Genomic DNA, 17,168 nt, shown 5'->3' with positions numbered 1-17,168 from the left:
TGCCAGGGGGTTTTGGCTTCATGCTGCATACGCATAAACCGCCATGCCAGCCACCCGTGCCATCGGGTACCCTTGTTTTGCATTCCGCCGAAGACTTCCAGGATTTCCGTATGACCCAGAAACTTTCCGCCGCCGAAGAGGCGCTGCGCGACGCCGCGCGTGAATACCACCGCAACCCCACCCGGGGCAAGATTGCGGTGACCCCCACCAAGCCCCTGTCCAACCAGCGCGACCTGTCGCTGGCGTATTCGCCCGGCGTGGCCTACCCGTGTCTGGATATCCAGGCCGACCCGTCCAAGGCGTTCGACTACACCTCGCGCGGGAACCTGGTGGGTGTGATCACCAACGGCACGGCCGTGCTGGGCCTGGGCGACATCGGCCCGCTGGCCGGCAAGCCGGTGATGGAAGGCAAGGGCTGCCTGTTCAAGAAGTTCGCCGGCGTGGACGTGTTCGACATCGAGCTGGCCGAGCGCGACCCGGACAAGCTGGTCGAGATCATCGCGGCGATGGAGCCCACGCTGGGCGGCATCAACCTGGAAGACATCAAGGCGCCCGAGTGCTTCTACATCGAGCAGCAGCTCAGTGCGCGCATGAACATCCCGGTGTTCCATGACGACCAGCACGGCACGGCCATCATCTCCAGCGCTGCGCTGCTCAACGGCCTGGAGCTGGTGGGCAAGGAGATCGGCGCGGTCAAAATCGCCGTGTCCGGCGCTGGCGCCGCAGCCATTGCCTGCGTGGACGTGATGGTGGGCCTGGGCGTCAAGCGCGAGCACATCTTCATGGTGGACTCCAAGGGCGTGATCTGGGATGGCCGCCCCGGCGGGCTCGACGCCTCCAAGCAGCGCTATGCGCAAAAGACCGAGGCCCGCACGCTGGCCGACGTGGTCGACGGCGCCGACGTGTTCCTGGGCTGCTCGGCACCCGGCGTGCTCACGGCCGAGATGGTCAAGACCATGGCTCCCAAGCCCATCATCCTGGCGCTGGCCAACCCCGAGCCGGAGATCCGCCCCGAACTGGCCAAGGCCATCCGCCCGGACTGCATCATCGCCACGGGCCGCTCGGACTACCCGAACCAGGTCAACAACGTCCTGTGCTTCCCGTACATCTTCCGCGGCGCGCTGGACTGCGGCGCGACCAAGATCACCGAGGCGATGAAGCTCGCCTGCGTGCGCCAGATCGCCGACCTGGCCAAGGCCGACATCAGCGAGGAAGTGGCCAGCGCCTATGCGGGCAAGGAACTCACCTTCGGCCCCGACTACCTGATCCCCACGCCGTTCGACTCGCGCCTGATTTTGAAGATCGCGCCGGCCGTGGCCAAGGCCGCTGCAGAGTCCGGCGTGGCCACACGCCCCATCGAAGACATGGAAGCGTACAAGGAAGCCCTGTCGCGCTTCGTGTATCAAACCGGCATGCTGATGCGCCCCGTGATCACGGCGGCCAAGGCCCTGCCTGAGGGCCAAAAGCGCGTGGCCTACGCCGACGGTGAAGACGAGCGCGCACTGCGCGCCGCGCAAATGGCCATCGACGACAAGATCGCCCACCCCATCCTCATCGGCCGCCCTGCCGTCATTGCGGCGCGCATCGAGAAAGCCGGCCTGCGCATGCGGCTGGGCAAGGACGTCGAGGTCTGCAACCCCGAGGATGACCCGCGCTTTCGCCAGTACTGGGAGCACTACCACCAGCTCAACCAGCGCAACGGCGCGACGCCCGAGGTGGCCAAGGCTGCGGTGCGCCGCTCCAACACCATCATCGCCTCGCTGATGGTGTCGCTGGGCGATGCCGACGCGATGATCTGCGGCCTGGTGGGCACTTACGAGACGCACCTGGAGCGCATCCACAGCATCCTGGGCCGCCAGGCAGGCGTGAACGACTACGCGGCGCTGAACGCGCTGATGACCGACCGCGGCACGCTGTTCATCGCCGATACCTATGTGAACGAGAACCCCACGGCCCAGCAGCTGGCGGACATCGCCTGGATGTCGGTGCAGGAGGTGCAGCACTTCGGCCTGCCCGCCAAGGTGGCGTTCCTCTCGCATTCGAGCTACGGCTCGTCCAAGCGCCCCTCGGCCCGCAAGATGCGCGAAGCCCGCGACCTGTTCGTGGCGGCCCACCCCGAGATCGAGTGCGACGGCGAACTGCACGGCGACGCCGCGCTGGACCCGAACATCCGCAATGTGTACATGGCGGAATCCACGCTCAGCGACTCGGCCAACCTGCTGATCTGCCCCAACCTGGATGCCGCCAACATCCTGTACAACGTGCTCAAGACCACGACCAGCGGCGGCGTGACGGTGGGCCCCATCCTGATGGGCGGCGCCGCCACCGCCTACATCCTGACCCCCGCGGCCACGGTGCGCCGGGTGTTCAACATGACGGCCCTGGCGGTGGCCAGCGCGGCATCGCGCAAGAGCTGACTGCCAGCAGCGCACCAACGACAAAGGGGGGCTTCGGCCCCCTTTGTCGTTTCAGTCATTCATAGCACTGCGCGCCACCCACATCGCACGAAACTGGCGCGGCCCCAGCCAGGCCCCCCGTGCAAGGGCCGCCTAGGCGCGGAGGCGGCGCTTCGCTTGCGTGCACCGGGGGCATCCCCCTCCCGACGCGCGCAGCGAGTCGAGAGAGGGGCTGAGGGCCGCGGCTCCAAGCCTGCCTGCGCAAGCTTGGACGTGCCCGAAGAGCCACCGCCTCTGGCGGTGGCACCGAGGCGCGAAGCGACTCAGGGGGTGCTCTCAGCCTCTAGCGCACAGACACATCCACATAGTCCGCCACCGGTGGCAGGTGCTCTGCCAGCCAGGCCGAATCCAGCTGCAGCGCCTGCTTGATCTCGGCAGGCAGGCTGGCGATGGTGTCGGCCGGCGACATGGGCTCTTCCAGCCCGATCTCGGCCAGCAGCGTGGCCACGTGCAGGATGCCGCCCAGCCGGCAGAACGGGGTGGTGGCGACGGGGTCCTCGGCCGTCTCCAGCGCCTGCACGATGGTGTCCGGAAAGCGCCAGCGCCGGGCCAGCTCGGCCGTGACCTGCGCCTCGGTAAACCCGAGCAGCGTGCGCTCGCGCTCCCAGCGGCCGCCGGCATGGTGGGGCAGTTGCTCGATGGCCGGGATCTGCTCGGGTGCCTTCTGCGCAATGATCAGTTCGCCCAGCCGCACCAGAAAGCCCGCCAGCCACGACTCCTGCACGTTGGAGCCCAGCGTGCGCGCCAGCCACTGCGAATAGCCCGCAATCGCCATGCTCTCCTTCCAGAAGGCCTCGGCGTCCACGCCCGGCGCGTCCTTGAACACCCCAGACATGCACGAAGCCAGCGCCAGCGTGCGCACCTGGTTCAGGCCGACCATGGTGATGGCGTCGTCCAGCGAGGCCACCTGGCGCGGCAGGCCGAAGCGGGCACTGTTGGCCAGGCGGATCAGCTTGGCGGTGAGCGCCGGGTCCTTGGAGATGGCGCTGCGCACTTTTTCAAAGGGGATGTCATCGTCCTTCATGGTGGCGATGAGCTCGCGCGCCACATCGGGGATGGTGGGTAGTTGCACGTTTTCGAAGAATGCCTGGATGTCCGCCATGAAAAGCCCTCCCAAGGACTGTGCTGGTGATGAGGACTTTTGTTGTACCACCGGCGCGCACAGGCTGCCTGCGCGTTTGCCCCAATGTGCCGTGCCGCACACGGTGCCGTGCCCCGACGCGGTGCAACCACCGGCCATGCACCATTTCGGGAAAGCATCTAGAGCCGCATGCACCAAACTGGCGAACAATAGCCCGCACCCCCTCCCCGCTCCGGTGAAACCGGGCATCGTTTTTGCTGACTGAAACAGCATGGCATGCTGCGAGCCCTCGGCCCCGCACGCGGCGCATGTCCGGCATGCCTTCCCTTCGACGACTTCTGACAGGAACCTTTTCCATGAACAAACGCACCCTCCTGCAAGCCGCCCTGCTGCTGGCCACGGCCAGTACCTTCTCCACCGCCCACGCACAGGCCACCACGCCGATCAAGTTCCAGCTCGACTGGCGCTTCGAGGGACCTTCAGCCCTGTTCCTGCAGCCGGTGGCCAAGGGCTACTTCAAGGCCGCGGGCCTGGATGTGATGGTGGACGCGGGCAACGGCTCGGGCGGCGCCGTGCAGCGCGTGGCATCGGGCACCTACGACATGGGCTTTGCCGACCTGGCGGCCGTGATGGAGTTCCACGCCAACAACCCCGACGCGCAGAACAAGCCCGTGGCGGTGATGATGGTCTACAACAACACGCCCGCCTCGGTCATGGCGCTCAAGAAGAGCGGCATCACCAAGCCGGCCGACTTGGCGGGCAAGAAGCTGGGCGCTCCGGTATTCGACGCCGGCCGCCGCGCGTTCCCGATCTTCCAGAAGGCCAACGGCGTGGGCAGCGTGCAGTGGACCGCCATGGACCCACCGCTGCGCGAGACCATGCTGGTGCGCGGCGACGTGGACGCCATCACCGGCTTCACCTTCACCTCGCTGCTGAACCTGGAAGCCCGCGGCGCCAAGGCCGCCGACGTGGTGGTGCTCCCCTATGCCGACTTCGGCGTGAAGCTGTACGGCAACGTGATCATCGCGTCGCCGAAGCTCATCAAGGAGAACCCGGCCGCGATCAAGGCCTTCCTGGCCGCCTTCACAAAGGGCGCCAAGGAAGTCATCGCCAACCCGGCCGCTTCCATCGAGCACGTGAAGGCACGTGACGGCATCGTGAACGTGCCGCTCGAAACCCGCCGCCTGCAACTGGCCATCGACACCGTCATCAACAGCCCCGACGCACGCGCCGAAGGCTTCGGCAAGGCCGTGCCCGGCCGCCTGTCGCTGATGGCGTCGCAAGTGTCCGATGCGTTCAACACCAAGACCCGGGTGAACGCCGACGACGTGTGGAACGCGAGCTTCCTCCCTAGCACCGCCGACCTGAACATCCTGCCGAAGAAGTAAGGCGCGGTGCGCCACGGAAGCCTGCGCGGAGACCAGGCACAGGCTTACTATCAAAACAATAGCTGCTAGCGCTTACCTATCAAGCGGTAGCGACCATTTTTACTCAGATTCTTCACATGCAGGCTGCTGACTCCTACTTCGTGGACTTCCGCGATGTCTGGCTCGCGTACAACGACGAGCTGCTCGCGCAGAACCACTTCGCCGTCGAGGCCATCGACCTGCAGATCCGGCAGGGCGAGTTCATCGCCATCGTCGGCCCGTCGGGCTGCGGCAAGTCCACCTTCATGAAGTTGGCCACGGGCCTGAAGATGCCGTCGATAGGCAAGATCCTCATCGACGGCCAGCCTGTGACCGGGCCGCTCAAGATATCGGGCATGGCCTTCCAGGCGCCGTCGCTGCTGCCCTGGCGCACCACGGTCGACAACGTGCTGCTGCCGCTCGAGATCGTGGAGCCCCACCGCAGCCAGTTCAAGGCCAAGCGCAAGGAGTACGAGGCCCGCGCCCGCGCCCTGCTGCAGAAGGTGGGCCTGGGGGGCTACGAGGACAAGTTTCCGTGGCAGCTGTCGGGCGGCATGCAGCAGCGCGCCAGCATCTGCCGCGCGCTGATCCACGAGCCCAAGATGCTGCTGCTGGACGAGCCCTTCGGCGCGCTCGATGCCTTCACCCGCGAGGAGCTCTGGTGCATCCTGCGCGACCTGCAGGCCGAGCAGAAATTCAACGTGATCCTGGTGACGCACGACCTGCGCGAGTCGGTCTTCCTGGCCGACACCGTGTACGTGATGAGCAAAAGCCCCGGCCGCTTCGTCGTGCAGCGCGACATCGAGCTGCCCCGCCCGCGCGACCTGGAGATCACCTACACCAAGGAGTTCACCGACATCGTGCACGAGCTGCGCGGGCACATCGGTGCAATGCGCAAAACCGGCGCCCCCCTCCAGCAGTAAGAAACCACAAGGCCCCCACCACCATGCACAAGAAAACTGCGGAGCGCTGGTCCCCCTGGATCCTGCTCGTCGCCATCGTCCTGCTGTGGCAGATCATCTGCTCGGCCTTCAACGTCTCGGAATTCATCTTCCCCAGCCCCTGGGCCATCGGCACGCAGCTGGTCGAGTTCGGAGGCGTGATCGCCGCCCATGCCTGGCGCACCTACTGGGTCACCATGGCGGGCTTCGGCATTGCCATCGTGGTGGGCGTGCTGCTCGGCTTCCTCATCGGCAGCTCGCGCCTGGCGTATGCCGCCGTCTACCCGCTGATGACCGCGTTCAACGCGCTGCCCAAGGCGGCCTTCGTGCCCATCCTGGTGGTGTGGTTCGGCATCGGCGTGGGGCCGGCCATCCTCACCGCGTTTCTCATCAGCTTCTTCCCGATCATGGTGAACATCGCCACGGGCCTGGCCACGCTGGAGCCCGAGCTGGAAGACGTGCTGCGCGTGCTGGGCGCCAAGCGGTGGGACGTGCTGGTCAAGGTGGGCCTGCCGCGGTCCATGCCGTACTTCTACGGCTCGCTCAAGGTCGCCATCACGCTGGCCTTCGTGGGCACCACCGTATCGGAAATGACGGCCGCCAACGAGGGCATCGGCTACCTGCTGATCTCGGCAGGCTCATCCATGCAGATGGGCCTGGCATTTGCCGGCCTGATGGTGGTGGGCGCCATGGCGATGGTGATGTACGAGCTGTTCAGCTGGGTCGAAAAGCGCACCACGGGCTGGGCACACCGGGGGTCGCAGGGCGAGTGAGCCTCGGGGGCGCGGTCAACGCGCCCCACCCCGCCGTGACCGCCCGCCGGTCACCGCCCGCCCCGCCCGCTCAGGGGAACGAGCGGCGCGCAGGGAACTCGCCGTCCGACTCCCACAGGCCAGGCTGTGACCGGACCCGCACCGTCCAGCCCTGCTTGCCATGGACATAACGGCGGTAGCTGGTCGTGAAATCCCCATCGCGCGGCTCGCTGCGCACCGCGAGCAACTGGTCTGCAGCCACCACCCGCACCTTCTTCCACGCTGCCTTGCCCGTCTGGGCCAGCACGATGGGCTGCACCGTGCCGTCCGCAGCACGGGCCTGCGCGTAGGCCAGGCGGTTGCCCTTCACCTGAACGGGCTTGGTCAGCGGTCCGCTGTAGCTGCCCGCCGGCGCCGTCAAGTCCACCGTCACGAGCACGGTGGGGGTGCCTACGCCGCGCAAGGCAGTGCGGTCCAGCTTGGCCAGGGGTGCTTCCAGCGTCAGGCTGTCGAGCAATTCGCCTTGGCAACCTCGCAACTGCAACACAGCCGGCGCGCCGCTGGCCTCCTCGCCGCTGGCCCACAGACGGTCGCGTTCGCTCGGGGTGAACCGCTCGTCGAGCACCAGCTTCACGCGCTGGCAACCCACGGCGACCTGGTCTGCCGCGTGCGCCAGTGCGGGGACGGCGACAAGACATGCGACAAGTGCCAGGCGCTTCATGAGCGTGGCACCTCGATACCGGCAATGACGCCTTCACTCGCTGCCACAGCCGGCATCAGCACGTCGATCTGCGAGTTGACGTCCTTGTCCAGGTCCACGCCCGCCTTCTCCAGCTCCCGCAGATACCGCTCGGTGTCGTTCTCGTTCGGCGGGGTGAGCTTGGCGATGGCATCGCGCACCTTCATGGTCCCGTACTTCTTGACATACAGCGCGCGCTGCGCGGCATGGCCGTCGTCCATATTGGCAAACACCGCAAAGACGCCCACGGCGCCGGAGACGTTGCCGATTTTGAGCGGCGAATCACGCAAATTGCCCGGGTTGTTGGCACGCCAGGCCAGCGAGCCGCCGACCTTGACCAAGGAGGCGTATGCCACGAACCGACGCCATTGCGCAGGCGTTTTTTCGGCCGCTTTGTTGACGGCCAGGATGGTGGATTGGCTCAGTGGACCACCGGCGATGATGGTGCCGGGGATGACAGCTACGACAGGTTTGACCATGTTGGATGGGTTATGAGGGCAGCCCGAAAAAGGACGTGGCAGTGTAGGTAACGGCGATGAACGGGCCTGTGACAATTTGTTCCGATTGATTGGATGGGCAGATGGCGTGCCCCTGCCGCTACACTCGCCGCCTCCGTTGAGAACAGGATCCTGCATATGCGGTTGGACAACGTCTTCTTGCGCCCGTTGGCGCTCCTGGTTTGCGCAAGTCTTGCCGCATGCGGCGGCACAGCGCCGACCCAGCCCGCAGCCACTGCGCAGGCCACATCCACCACCACGGCAGGCGCCCCCGCAGGAGGCCCCATCAAGATCGGCATTGCCCTGGGCGGCGGGGCAGCCAAGGGCTTTGCCCACATCGGCGTGATCAAGATGCTCGAGGCCAACGGCCTTGCGCCCGCCGTTGTCTCGGGTACCAGCGCGGGCAGCGTGGTGGGCGCGCTGTACGCCAGCGGCATGAACGCGTTCGAGATGCAGGAAAAGGCCGTGGCGCTGGACGAAGCCAAGATCCGCGACCTGCAGTTGTCCTCAGGCGGGCTGGTGCTGGGCCAGAAGCTGGAGGACTATGTGAACGAACAGGTGGGCCGCAAGCCGCTCGAGCAGATGGCCAAGCCCTTCGCAGTGGTGTCCACCCGGCTCGAAGACGGCGAGCGCACCGTGTTCGCTCGCGGCAACACCGGGCAGGCAGTGCGCGCATCGAGCAGCGTGCCCGGCGTCTTCCAGCCCGTCACCATCGGCAAGTACCACTTCGTGGACGGCGGCATCGTGAGCCCCGTGCCGGTGGACGCGGCGCGCCAGCTGGGCGCCGACATCGTGATTGCGGTGGACATTTCCAACAAGGCCCGGGGCCAGACGCCGGGCAACATGCTGGGCGCGCTGGGCCAGTCGATTGCCATCATGGGCCAGAAGCTGGGCGAAGCCGAACTGGCCCGCGCCGACGTGGTCATCCGCCCCAAGGTGCTGGACATCGGCCCGGCTGACTTCGGCCAGCGGGCCAGCGCCATCCTGGAAGGCGAAAAGGCCGCCCTGGCGGCCATGCCGCAGATCCGCGAGCGCATTGCCCAATTGCAGGCCGAACGTGCGCGCGCTGCGCAGCTGGCTCAGGAGAAGGTGCGGGAAGCGGAACACAAGGCGTGTATGGACAACCGCTCGCGCCTGCAGCGGCTGGCGGGGATGGCGGGCATGGGTGAGGGGTGCCCGGCCCCGGCGGCCAAGTAAGCGGCAAACCCTGTGGAGTGGGTGCTGCACGACACCCGTAATTGCGCCCTTGGCTGACACGCCTGCGCCAGCAGCCCCATACGATGGCCTTTTCACAAAGGGGCCACCATGGCAAAAGCAATGCGGCGCGCAGCGCCTGGGCGGGTGCAGCTGAATCTGGCACTGCAAGGTGGTGGCGCACAGGGTGCCTTCACCTGGGGCGTCCTCGACCGCCTGCTGGAAGAAGAGGACATCGACATCGGTGCCATCAGCGGCAGCAGTGCCGGTGCGCTCAACGGTGCGGCGCTGGCCACCGGCATGGCGCGCGGCGGCAGGGCCGGTGCGCGGGAGCATCTGGCCATGCTGTGGGAGCAGGTGGCGCAGGCAGGGTCGCTGATGACCTTGCTCATGCTGCCGCTGCGCAAGCCGGGCATGGGTATGTGGGACGACGCGCTGCCCATCCTTTCTCCCTGCCAAACCAACCCCATGGGCATGGCGCCGCTGCGCTTCATCCTGAACACCGTGGTGGACGAAGCCCTGCTGCGCGAGGCGAGCGCAGCGCCCAGGCTCTTTGTGAACGCACTGCACGTGCAAAGCGGCGCTGGCCGGGTGTTCGGTCCGGCGGACATGAGCATTGACGCCGTGCTGGCGTCTGCCTGTGCGCCGCTGTCTTACCAGCCGGTGGTGATCGACGGGGAGGCTTACTGGGACGGCAGCTACGCGGCCAACCCCTCGCTGTGGCCGCTGTACGAGGACCAGTTGGACACCGACATCCTGCTGGTGGAGCTGACCCCGCTGCACCGCGCAGAGACCCCGCTGTCCGCCAAGAACATTCTGAACCGCATCAACGAAGTGGCGTCCGTCAGCGGGCTGGTGTCCGAGCTGCGGGCGCTGGAGGTCATCAACCGCAATGTGCCGGACGCCGACATCCGCATGCACGTGTTGAGCCTGCCCGACCAGCCCGCCGGGCTGCTGGGCACCGAGCCGTCCATCAAGCGCACCGTGGGGCGCGTGCTGTTCGAGATGCTGCGCCAGGACGGCCGGCGTGCCTGCGATGCGTGGCTCGCGGAGCACGGCGGGCAGCTGGGCGAACACTCCACGGTGGACGTGGCACAGCGCTATCTGCGGCCCCACACCCAGGACTGGCAGCAGCGCGAGCCACGGCAGCGGGACCTGGCCCTGTCCTGATCCCGCTTCGCGCGCAGGCCCACCCGTCGACTGGCTGTGTCGCCGGACCATCCCCCCTACCCCACAACGCCAGACGGCAGGTACTTCGTCGTGCGGGGCCGGCTGTGGCGCAAGGCCAATCCCGCGCTGCCTGAGGAGGTGCGGGCAGCACTCGTTACGCAGCTGATGGATGCCCGACGCGCCCTGCGTGGCAAGCCCTCCGCGGCCCGGCGCGCCCAGGCGCGCGAGCAGGTTGACGAAACAAAAAACGCGCTCGGCGAACGCGGACCGGTGTGGTGGACAGACGGTGAGCCGGACTTCAATCGCAAGATGGTGAAGAACACGCCGTACCGGGAATGGTTCGACCTGCTCACCGGCTAAGACCGGGCCTACCGCCGGCTTGATTTCCATTGCAACCAATTCGAGTGCGATCTGGCGCAGCAACCCGGCGTGCCGCGCCCATCGGCGCGGAAAGTGTCTACCCCCGATCCAGGGGCTGCGTTGCGCATGGTAGAAAGCCCGGTCGCAACCGCTGAACAGGACCTGCCATGCGCCATGCCGGCACCTCTCTCCCGCCCCATGTACTGGCCGCACTCGATGAAGGCCAGACCATCGAAGCCATCAAGCGCCTGCGCGCAGCCACGGGCCTGGGCCTCAAGGAGGCCAAGGACCTGATCGATGCGCACCAGCGCGGCGAAGAGCTTGCCACCACCGCGCGGGCCGCATCCCCAGCCCACGTGCCCGACGCCGTGCGCCAGGCCCTGGCCGAGGGCCACAAGATCGAGGCCATCCGCCTGCTGCGGGACCACGAAGGCCTGGGCCTGAAGGAGGCCAAGGAGCGAGTCGACGCGATCGAGCAGTCCATGGACGAGCCCGCGTCCATCGGCCTGGGTGCCGTGGCGCCCGGGCTGTCGCCGGGCCAGCAGCCCGCCGGCGGGGCGGGCAACTGGATCGTGGTGGCAGTGGTGCTGGTCATCACGGTGATGGCCTACTTCTGGATGCGCGGCGGGGGCTGAACCCGACCGGCTCTTGTTCGACCAGTTGTCCATTGCGCTGGACGCCACCAGCGAGCCTCGAAACTGGCGCGGCCCAAGCCATTGCTCCCGCGCAAGGGCCGCTCCGCCGCGCTGGGGGCGTCCCCCTCCCGACTCGCGCAGCGAGTCGGGAGGGGAGCGACTCAGGGGGTGCTTCAGTACTTGTTGGAGAAATTGGCGCTGATCCGCTGGCGGAGGTACTCCGCGCCGGTGATGGACGGGTACTTCTTGGCGGGGCCTTCGATGACCGCGTCTTCGTTGGCCTGGCAGAAGAAGGCCAGGCTGTAGCGCGCGCCCTGGTATTCGTGCGGCAGGGGGTTGCGCACGCGGTGGAAGTTGCTGGGCAACTGGTCGTCGCTCCAGCGCATGAGCATGTCGCCGATGTTGCAGGTGATCACGCCCTCGGCCGGCTCCACGCTGGTCCACTGGCGGCCCTCGGCCTCCTTGCCGGGCAGCACCTGCAGGCCGCCCTGGCCGGGGCGCTGGAACAGCAGGGTGAGGCAGTCGAAATCGGTGTGGGCGCCGGCGCGCCACAGGCCCAGCTCGTCCTTGAGCGCCGGGTCCACCGCAAAGTAATGCAGCATGCGCAGCGTGCTCTGGTAGGTGGGCAGGTCGGGCTGGTGGGCGCGGGTGAAGAAGTCTGCATCGAAGCCCAGCTTGTAGGCAAAACACGAGAGCAGGCGCATGCCCACCTCCCAGCATTGGCGCTCGAATGCAAGCGTGGCGGCCTCAAAGCCAGGCAGCTCGGCCTCGGTGGGCCACAGGCCCGCCATGCGCGGGCGCGTGACCTGGTAGGACTCCTTCTGGTCCGGCGTGCGCGTGGAGGGACGGATCTGCGCCTTGTGCTCCCAGCCGGCGTTGCGCGACAGGGGCCACTGGGCCTTGGTGTCCTGCGGCTGGCCGAAGAAGGCTTCGGCGCGCGCGAAGGCGGCGCGGATGTCTTCGATGGGGATGCCGTGGTTCGTGACCTGGAAGAAGCCGATGTCGACCGATGCGGCCCACAGCTGCTCGGCGATCTCTTCCTTGCGCGCGTCGAAGTTCGATATGTCGATGCGGCGCACTTCGCGCGTGGAGGTCTCGCCGTCCATCGCGCCGCCCATGCGCGATTCTTTTTCGAGCTCGCCCAGCACATCGGGCGCGACAGTGGGTTCATAGACGGACGGTGCCGCAGGGGTGGCAGTGCTGCTGCTGTGCATGGCGTGGTTTCCTCGTTGTATCAATGGCAAACAAGGCACACGGCACGTCGCAAAAACTGCTGAAGAAGCGGCGCGGCGCCATGGGCTCTTGAAGGGAACAATGGCAACGGCCCGCAGGCTGCGCAGGCCCTCCAAGGGCACGCGCACCGCGCACAAGCCGCCACCGGCTTCAAGAGCAATGACCCGCCAGCCGGCCCACGCAATGCGGATCTGCTGGTCTGAACGCTTCTACTCTCGGCGCTGAAGCAAGCAAACAGCGGGCCAACGGTAAAGCCCAGGGCCAGCCCGTCAATGCCCCCGCCCAGAACAAAGCCCGTCACCAAACCGGGGCGGGGCCGCACCAGGGCAGAGCGGTCTTGCTGCACCACCGCATGGCGCCGGTTGCCCGAATCGCGCTGTGCGCCTCGCACCCACGGCACATGGGGCCGCTCCAGCGCCTGCCCCAGAGCAAAGCCTGTCCAGAGCAAAGCCTGCCCAGAGCAAAGCCTGCCCAGAGCAAAGCCTGCCCAGAGCATGCAGCCGCACTGCGCGCTGCCGCGTGCCCACCACACCGGGCACGCATCCTGCATCAGCATTCCTTGAGTAGAAGCGTTCAGCGCTGCCACCCCTGTGCGATGGTGGCGCCCGGAAATTGCTCAGTTCGATCCGGTCCTGCGGCGGCATGCGCCTGCGGTCCGGGCACTCCACCGAACCTGGGCCACCACCATGATGCAACGCCGCCGCTTTCTCTCGACCACCCTCGCCTCTTCCATCGCCGCCACCCTGGGCACTCCTGCCGTGCACGCGCAGGGCTCGGTGACTCCGCTCAAGTTCACGCTGGACTTTCGCGTTACCAGCCAGACCTCGCCCTTCTTCCTGGCGCAAGCCAAGGGCTATTACAAGCAGGAAGGCCTGGACGTAATCATCGACGTGGGCGCGGGCTCGGTCGCCTCGATCACGCGCGTGGCCAGCGGCGCCTACGACATCGGCCTGGGCGACATCTGCTCGCTGGCCGAGTTCCACGCGCAGAACCCCGACACGCCGGTGCAGGCCATCTACCAGTACTACAACCGCGCGCCCTTCGTCATCATCGGCCGCAAGGACCGGGGCATCACCACCGACTTCCAGTCGCTCAAGGGCAAGAAGGTGGCGGCCGCCGCCGTGGAGTCCACGCGCCGCAGCTGGCCCATGGTGGCCCGCGCGCTCAAGACACAGCCCGAGCTGTTCGACTGGGTGACCACAGACTTCAGTGCGCGCGACAACGTGGTGGTGCGCGGCGATGTGGATGCAGCCACCTATTTCCATGACTCGGCCGTGTCGCTGTTCGCGCGCCTGCCAGCCAAGGACCTGTCGGTGCTCGAATACAACAAGGCAGGCCTGAACCTGTATGGCAACGCCATCCTGGCCGGCAAGCTGCTGCAGGAAAAACCCGAGGCGGCCAAGGCGTTCCTGCGCGCCAGCAACCGCGCGCTGCGCGAGACGCTGGCCAACCCCGAGGCCGCGTTCGCAGCCATCAAGGCGCGCGAAGCCATCCTGAACATGGACGTGGAACGCGATCGCTGGGCCATCACGCGCCAGTACCTGCAGACGGCCGAATCGCAGGCCGTGGGCCTGGGCGGCGTGCAGGGCGCCGTGCTGGCGCACCAGATCGAGGAAGTGGCGGCCGTGTTCAACCTCGCACGCAAGCCCGCGCCCGAGCGCGTGTTCAACCCCGCCTTCCTGCCCGCCCTGGCCGACCGCAAGGTGGTGGCATGAGCGCTGCACCCCTCACCACCGAAGCCCCAGCCATCGCCTTGTCGCAGGAGGCCATCCTGGACGCGCGCGACGGTCTGTACCTGCGCCAGGCCATCGCACTGGCCGACAAGGCCCGCACGCGCGGCAACCGGCCGTTTGGTGCGCTCATCGTGGCGGCCGATGGCCGTGTGCTGGCCGAGGCCTGGAACTCCACCGGCGAAAACGGCGACTGCACCGCACATGCCGAGACCTCCGCCGTGCGACTGGCCAGCCCCGTGCACAGCCGCGACGACCTGGCGGGCGCCACGCTGTACTCGTCGGCCGAGCCCTGCGTGATGTGCGCGGGCGCCATCTACTGGGCCAACATCGGGCGAGTGGTGTACGGCATCGACGCGATGCGGCTGCGCGTGTTCCGCGGCGAACGCCTGGACCAGCGCGACGCCGAGTTGTCGTGCCGCGATGTCTTTTACAGCTCGCCGCACCCGATCGAATGCACAGGGCCGGCACTGATCGACGAGTCGTCCGCATCGCACCAAGGTGCGTGGAAATCCTGAAAGTCCGGCCCCATTGAGCGATTTGTGCTGCAACCCGCAGGCGGTGCCGCGCAGCACTGCGGTGTGCTGCACGACGCACAGCCCGCGCACATGTCACACATTGTTCATGGCATGCCAAATGCATAGCGAGGGGAACAGCAGCACCCACGACGGAGACACCCCATGCTTGCCCTCATGTCCGCAGCGCCCCAGCAGTTCGACGACCCTGCCCAACTCGATGCCATCGATGGCACCTACCTGCGCCAGGCCATCGCCTGGTCTTGCACGGCGCGGGCGCGGGGCAACCGGCCCTTTGGTGCGGTGGTGGTCAGCGAGCAGGGCGACCTGCTGGCCGAGGGTTATTGCAACACCACCGAGACGGGCGACTGCACGGGCCATGCGGAGACCAACGCCGTGCGCCAGCTCAGCCCGCGCTTCGCGCGCGAGATGCTGGCCCGCGCCACGCTGTATTCGTCGGCCGAGCCGTGCGTGATGTGCGCCGGTGCCATCTTCTGGGCGGGCATTGGCCGCGTGGTCTTCGGGATCGACGCGGTGCGCCTGCGCGAGTTTCGCGGCGACCGCCCCGAGCAGCGCGACGCCGAACTGTCGTGCCGTGACGTGTTCGCTGCATCGCACCACCCCATCGAGTGCATCGGGCCCGCACTGATCGAAGAGGCCAGCGCGCCGCATGTCGGCTTCTGGAAGTCGTGACCAGCGACAATCGCCCACCATGCCGAACCCCGCCCCGCCCATGAACGACGCCGACACCGAGACCCCCAGCAACGTCGTTTCCGGCGCCCTGCTCAGCCGCCCCAAGCAGGGGCGCGAGCGCATCCTGGGCGCGATCCGCGAGGCGGCCATTGCCGAGTTCAGCCGCCATGGCTTCAAGGGCGCTTCCACCAAGGCCATTGCCGAGCGCGCAGGCCTGACCAAGCCGCAGCTGCACTATTACATCGCCAGCAAGGAAGAGCTGTACGAGGAGCTGCTGTACTCGGTGCTCAACGGCTGGTCGGGCGCCTTCCAGTTCGACAGCCAGAGCGACGACCCTAAGAAGGTGCTGAGCACCTACGTGCGCAAGAAGCTCGACTACGCGCTGGACAACCCGGGCCTGTCGCGCATCTTCACCACCGAGGTGCTGGGCGGCGGGCGCAACCTGGGCCGGTACTGGCCCGTGGCCGTGAAGTCCACCCAGCAGAAGGTGGACCTGATCGACCGCTGGATCGCCGAGGGCCGCATGCGCCCGCTGGACGCGCGCCTCTTGCTCATGCAGATCTGGGGCATGACCCAGCACTACGCCGACTACGGCGTGCAGGTGCACATCATGCTGGGCCTGGCGCCCGAAGAGACGATCGACCGCGAGCCCATCGTGCGCGAGCTCACCAACTTTGTGCTGCTGGGCTGTGGCCTGGCACCGGATTGCGCACCAGAGTGAACAGGTCTGCACGCTGGCGGGCGTAGCAGCCGCGCCAGCGCGGCGCGTTGACCCAGGGCCCACAGGCAACGGCCCGAAAGCCTGCTGGCACAGCACTTGCAATAGTTTGACCAATCGATCAAATCAAGTGGTCAAACATGCAAACCCCAGCCATGGCAGCGCCGCTGCCCGCCACGGAACCGGCTTCCTTTGAACTCGTGCTTGCGCGCAGCCAGATGCGGCTGCCCGTGGAGCCCGGCGAAAGCATGGCCGATGTGCTGCAGCTCGCCGGCATCGCCATCGACACGCTGTGCGAGCAGGGTGTGTGCGGCACCTGCGCCACGCGCTGGCTGGCCGGGGCACCCGACCACCGCGACAGCTGCCTGACCCCTGAAGAGCAGGCCACCCATGTGGCCGTGTGCTGCGCACGCAGCCACGGGCCCACGCTCACGCTCGACCTTTGAAGAAGGAGCCCGCCATGCGCATCCTCGTGATCTATTGCCACCCGGTGGAGACCAGCTACAACGCGGCCCTGCATGCCGAGGTGGTGCAACAGCTGCGCGGCGCGGGCCACGAGGTGGACGACTGCGACCTGTATGCCGAGGGCTTCAACCCCGTGCTCAGCCGCGAGGAGCGGCTGGGCTACCACGAGGTGCCAAGCAACCGCCTGCCCGTGCAGGGCTATGTGGGCCGGCTGCTCTGGGCCCAGGCGGTGGTGTTCTGCTTTCCCACCTGGTGCTTCGGCATGCCGGCCATGCTCAAGGGCTTTTTCGACCGGGTGCTGATGCCCGGGGTGGCCTTCGACATCAGCGATCCGCACAACGTCAAGCCGTCGCTCACGCACATCCAGCGCATCTCGGCCGTGGTGACCTATGGCCGCCCGCGCTGGACGGCGCTGCTCATGGGCGACCCGCCGCGCAAGTCCGTCACACGCTACATGCGCCTGCTGACCGGCGGCAAGGCCCGGGTGGACTACCACGCCTACTACCACATGAACGTGGCCACGCCGCCGCGCCTGGAGGCCTTCAAGGCCCGCGTGGGCCGGGCCATGGCCCGCTTCGCGTAA

18 protein-coding genes are annotated in these 17,168 nt (G+C 67.2%); 14 read left to right on the top strand and 4 right to left on the bottom strand.

Annotated features, from left to right (window positions below; all coding sequences use genetic code 11):
* Positions 1–110: 110 nt before the first annotated feature.
* The gene (locus tag ACSQ3N_RS06515) at positions 111–2,417 is read left to right on the top strand and encodes an NADP-dependent malic enzyme (RefSeq protein WP_056161526.1); all 2,307 of its coding nucleotides are present in this window, start codon (positions 111–113) and stop codon (positions 2,415–2,417) included.
* Positions 2,418–2,739: 322 nt separating this feature from the next.
* On the opposite strand, the gene ACSQ3N_RS06510 is transcribed toward ACSQ3N_RS06515, so the two are convergent.
* Entirely contained in the window at positions 2,740–3,558 is an 819-nt protein-coding gene (locus ACSQ3N_RS06510) for an HDOD domain-containing protein (protein WP_436145888.1), read from the bottom strand.
* 335 nt (positions 3,559–3,893) lie between these two features.
* Between ACSQ3N_RS06510 and ACSQ3N_RS06505 the strand changes: the two genes are divergently transcribed.
* The 3 genes from ACSQ3N_RS06505 to ACSQ3N_RS06495 all read left to right on the top strand — a co-directional run bounded on the left by ACSQ3N_RS06505 (position 3,894) and on the right by ACSQ3N_RS06495 (position 6,657).
* Positions 3,894–4,925 (top strand): ABC transporter substrate-binding protein, encoded by a 1,032-nt coding sequence (locus ACSQ3N_RS06505; protein WP_436125729.1) that lies wholly within the window; start codon positions 3,894–3,896, stop codon positions 4,923–4,925.
* Positions 4,926–5,041: 116 nt separating this feature from the next.
* Positions 5,042–5,866 carry an ABC transporter ATP-binding protein gene (locus tag ACSQ3N_RS06500; protein WP_436145887.1) on the top strand — a complete coding sequence of 275 codons (825 nt, stop codon included), beginning with the start codon at positions 5,042–5,044 and terminating at the stop codon, positions 5,864–5,866.
* A 23-nt stretch (positions 5,867–5,889) separates the two neighbouring features.
* Positions 5,890–6,657 carry an ABC transporter permease gene (locus ACSQ3N_RS06495; protein ID WP_056161518.1) on the top strand — a complete coding sequence of 256 codons (768 nt, stop codon included), beginning with the start codon at positions 5,890–5,892 and terminating at the stop codon, positions 6,655–6,657.
* 70 nt (positions 6,658–6,727) lie between these two features.
* Here the strand turns inward: ACSQ3N_RS06495 and ACSQ3N_RS06490 are convergent, their stop codons facing one another.
* Positions 6,728–7,357: a hypothetical protein gene (locus ACSQ3N_RS06490; RefSeq protein WP_056161516.1), complete on the bottom strand. Its 630-nt coding sequence runs from the start codon at positions 7,355–7,357 to the stop codon at positions 6,728–6,730.
* Positions 7,354–7,854, bottom strand: a complete 501-nt coding sequence (locus ACSQ3N_RS06485; protein WP_056161514.1) for a hypothetical protein — start codon at positions 7,852–7,854, stop codon at positions 7,354–7,356. The genes ACSQ3N_RS06490 and ACSQ3N_RS06485 overlap by 4 nt, the downstream gene beginning before the upstream one ends.
* Before the next feature lie 156 nt (positions 7,855–8,010).
* Between ACSQ3N_RS06485 and ACSQ3N_RS06480 the strand changes: the two genes are divergently transcribed.
* The 4 genes from ACSQ3N_RS06480 (at position 8,011) to ACSQ3N_RS06465 (ending at position 11,231) form a co-directional block, all read left to right on the top strand.
* Positions 8,011–9,069: a patatin-like phospholipase family protein gene (locus tag ACSQ3N_RS06480; protein ID WP_056161513.1), complete on the top strand. Its 1,059-nt coding sequence runs from the start codon at positions 8,011–8,013 to the stop codon at positions 9,067–9,069.
* 108 nt (positions 9,070–9,177) lie between these two features.
* Positions 9,178–10,236, top strand: coding sequence for a patatin-like phospholipase family protein (locus tag ACSQ3N_RS06475; protein WP_082516673.1), 1,059 nt, complete (start codon positions 9,178–9,180; stop codon positions 10,234–10,236).
* 90 nt (positions 10,237–10,326) lie between these two features.
* Positions 10,327–10,596, top strand: a complete 270-nt coding sequence (locus tag ACSQ3N_RS06470) for a hypothetical protein (RefSeq protein WP_436145886.1) — start codon at positions 10,327–10,329, stop codon at positions 10,594–10,596.
* A gap of 167 nt (positions 10,597–10,763) precedes the next feature.
* Positions 10,764–11,231 carry a ribosomal protein L7/L12 gene (locus ACSQ3N_RS06465; RefSeq protein WP_056161507.1) on the top strand — a complete coding sequence of 156 codons (468 nt, stop codon included), beginning with the start codon at positions 10,764–10,766 and terminating at the stop codon, positions 11,229–11,231.
* Between the two features lie 173 nt (positions 11,232–11,404).
* On the opposite strand, the gene ACSQ3N_RS06460 is transcribed toward ACSQ3N_RS06465, so the two are convergent.
* On the bottom strand, positions 11,405–12,349 hold the full coding sequence (locus tag ACSQ3N_RS06460; RefSeq protein ID WP_235503999.1) for an isopenicillin N synthase family dioxygenase: 945 nt from the start codon (positions 12,347–12,349) through the stop codon (positions 11,405–11,407).
* Positions 12,350–13,153: 804 nt separating this feature from the next.
* On the opposite strand from ACSQ3N_RS06460, the gene ACSQ3N_RS06455 reads away from it, so the two are divergent.
* The 6 genes from ACSQ3N_RS06455 (at position 13,154) to ACSQ3N_RS06430 (ending at position 17,168) form a co-directional block, all read left to right on the top strand.
* The gene (locus ACSQ3N_RS06455; protein ID WP_056162482.1) at positions 13,154–14,179 is read left to right on the top strand and encodes an ABC transporter substrate-binding protein; all 1,026 of its coding nucleotides are present in this window, start codon (positions 13,154–13,156) and stop codon (positions 14,177–14,179) included.
* Positions 14,176–14,712 (top strand): nucleoside deaminase, encoded by a 537-nt coding sequence (locus ACSQ3N_RS06450; protein WP_056161505.1) that lies wholly within the window; start codon positions 14,176–14,178, stop codon positions 14,710–14,712. The genes ACSQ3N_RS06455 and ACSQ3N_RS06450 overlap by 4 nt, the downstream gene beginning before the upstream one ends.
* Before the next feature lie 162 nt (positions 14,713–14,874).
* The gene (locus tag ACSQ3N_RS06445) at positions 14,875–15,402 is read left to right on the top strand and encodes a nucleoside deaminase (RefSeq protein ID WP_156371823.1); all 528 of its coding nucleotides are present in this window, start codon (positions 14,875–14,877) and stop codon (positions 15,400–15,402) included.
* A 19-nt stretch (positions 15,403–15,421) separates the two neighbouring features.
* Positions 15,422–16,123, top strand: coding sequence for a TetR family transcriptional regulator C-terminal domain-containing protein (locus ACSQ3N_RS06440; protein ID WP_235507215.1), 702 nt, complete (start codon positions 15,422–15,424; stop codon positions 16,121–16,123).
* Positions 16,124–16,260: 137 nt separating this feature from the next.
* Entirely contained in the window at positions 16,261–16,566 is a 306-nt protein-coding gene (locus ACSQ3N_RS06435; RefSeq protein WP_082485910.1) for a 2Fe-2S iron-sulfur cluster-binding protein, read from the top strand.
* Between the two features lie 14 nt (positions 16,567–16,580).
* Positions 16,581–17,168, top strand: a complete 588-nt coding sequence (locus ACSQ3N_RS06430) for an NAD(P)H-dependent oxidoreductase (protein ID WP_436145885.1) — start codon at positions 16,581–16,583, stop codon at positions 17,166–17,168.

Origin of the sequence: Acidovorax sp. LjRoot194 (genome assembly GCF_964253015.1) — a bacterium.
GTDB lineage: Bacteria > Pseudomonadota > Gammaproteobacteria > Burkholderiales > Burkholderiaceae_C > Acidovorax.
Note: the sequence above shows the minus strand (reverse complement) of the source record. Positions and strands in the feature narration are given on the sequence as shown.